The sequence below is a fragment of the Planktosalinus sp. genome, assembly GCF_059864935.1.
This window is the reverse complement of sequence record NZ_JCBCCK010000444.1, coordinates 1-2282: the sequence shown is the minus strand read 5'-3', so window position 1 is coordinate 2282 and position 2282 is coordinate 1. Positions and strand designations below refer to the sequence as shown.

At 38.0% G+C, this 2282-nt stretch carries 2 protein-coding genes; both read left to right on the top strand.

What is annotated here, in order from left to right; translation table 11 throughout:
* The first annotated feature begins 486 nt into the window (after positions 1 to 486).
* On the top strand, positions 487 to 777 hold the full coding sequence (locus tag AC6F75_RS13215; protein WP_500715560.1) for a hypothetical protein: 291 nt from the start codon (positions 487 to 489) through the stop codon (positions 775 to 777).
* 195 nt (positions 778 to 972) lie between these two features.
* The gene (locus AC6F75_RS13210; protein ID WP_500715559.1) at positions 973 to 2184 is read left to right on the top strand and encodes an AAA family ATPase; all 1212 of its coding nucleotides are present in this window, start codon (positions 973 to 975) and stop codon (positions 2182 to 2184) included.
* Positions 2185 to 2282 lie beyond the last annotated feature (98 nt).

Here is a 2282-nt window from a genome sequence, read left to right as displayed (position 1 = left end):
CCCGCCTCTGGCAGGCCGGGGCAAATCGGGTGAATTGTTGATTCCAATCCCCCTCCTTGGGAGGGGTTAGGGGAGGACTTAGGCCGGGGCAAAGCGGATGAATTGCTGATTCCAATCCCCCTCCTTGGGAGGGGTCAGGGGAGGACTTAGGGCCGGGGCAAAGCGGATGAATTGCTGATTCCAATCCCCCTCCTTGGGAGGGGTCAGGGGAGGCCTTAGGGGAGGACTTTCAATGGTTTTATTTGATTCATATTGAACCAAGTAACCCGCCGGCAGGCTCACAAAATGGAAATAATTTCACGTTTGTTAATAACTTTACGGTTTTAGTGGTTAAATTGTTAATAACGTTAACAAAATGTACTTTTAATTTCAAAAAGGGTACTTTATTTTTGTTACATAGATTAATTCTAATTTATGTGTAAAGAATTTAAAAATAAAATTTTAGTATCCTTGTTTAGAGTACTGAAATTTGTAAATCTCACAATAATGAAGTTATATCGTATTGACATTAAGTCAAGTGATATAGCAACCATCCTTGATGTGAAAAAAGGAACGGCGCGTGCATGGCTCAGGGATATTAGAGAAGCTTACGGAAAAAAAGAACGACAGATAGTCACTATAGATGAATTTTGCTCCTTCAAAGGAGTTCCATATAAAAAAATATTTTGTTTAATCAACAATTTAAAACCCAAAGATTACGACAAACTCGTAGAAGAGGGTTGGATAGAAGAACCAACAATTTTTGTATCAAATGAAATGACACCATTGTCGGTCTGATGTTTTCTGAAAAAGCGCTAATTTAAGGTTGCCCCTATCACTGTTTTTTTTCCCCGGTTTTCGGTCTTTCACCCGGAAATCTACCCGGGCAGGTTTTTTTCCCCTTTTATTTAATAACCGAAATATTATACCTATATTTATAATAATCACTATATTTGATTAAAGTTATAATTATATCTATAATAAATTTGCGTCATGAAGTTGCCAAAAGACCTCCATATCAGACATATTTATCTAAATAAAACAATACCCTTTATAGGAAAACAACTCATCAAAGTGTTTACAGGACAACGGCGGGTGGGTAAAAGCTATCTGTTGTATCAGGTGATGGCACACTTAAAGAAGCAAGAGAAATCACCACCAATCATTTACATCAATAAAGAAGACCTTCAGTTTGCACCAATAAAAACAGCAACCCACTTAGTGGAGTATGTAAACAATCAAAAAAAGGCAAGCCGTAAAACCTATGTGTTTATAGATGAAATACAAGACATTGAAGGTTTTGAACAAGCCTTGCGATCCTTGTTGCTCGATGAAAACCTCGATTTGTATTGCACCGGCAGCAACGCCAATATGCTTTCAGGGGACATCGCCGGACACTTGAGTGGCAGGTACATTGAAATTGAAGTGTTCAGTTTGTCCTATACCGAATTTCTGGAGTTTCACAACTTAAAGGAAAATGAAGCGGCACTGGAGCTCTTTTTGAAATATGGCGGTTTACCTTATTTAAAGCATTTGCCTTTAAACGATGAAGTAGTCTTTGAATATTTAAAAAATATTTACAACACCATTGTTTACCGCGATATTATAAATCGGTATGAAGTGCGCAATGTGGCCTTTTTGGAACAGCTGGTATTGTTTTTGGCTGACAATACAGGGAGTTTGTTTTCTGCAAAGAAAATAAGTGACTTTTTAAAAGCCAAGCGCATCAATATGGCCCCCAACCAGGTTCAGACGTATTTAAGTCACCTCACCAATGCTTTTATCATCCATAAAGTGGCCCGTTATGATATCGTGGGCAAACGTTTATTTGAAATAGGCGACAAGTATTATTTTGAAAACATAGGCATTCGTCATGGTATTTGGGGGTATCGCTTGGAAGATCTCGGAAAAATACTCGAGAATGTAGTCTATAATCAGCTGATATTTAAAGGGTTTAAAGTCAATATTGGAGTACTCAATCAGTCTGAAATCGATTTTATAGCTGAAAAAAATGGAGAAAAACACTATTTTCAGGTAGCTTTAACACTGGATCACCCCCAAACCCTGGAACGTGAATTTGGAAATTTAAAACGTATCACAGACAATTATCCCAAAACAGTAATTACGATGAAACCCTTTTCAGGAAACACCGTTGAAGGAATTCAAGCACTTGACCTAAGAACATTTTTGACTCAAACCCTTTAATTCCCATTAACCAACTTCATAAAACGGTCAACCCTATTTAGGACCCTACACCCCACAAACCTGAAACCAGAAACCTCAAACCTGAAACCTCAAACCTG

Bases quoted from the DNA above. Each gene is read 5' to 3' on its own strand.
- AC6F75_RS13215 (WP_500715560.1), top strand. From the start codon at position 487: ATGAAGTTATATCGTATTGACATTAAGTCAAGTGATATAGCAACCATC.
- AC6F75_RS13210 (WP_500715559.1), top strand. From the start codon at position 973: ATGAAGTTGCCAAAAGACCTCCATATCAGACATATTTATCTAAATAAA.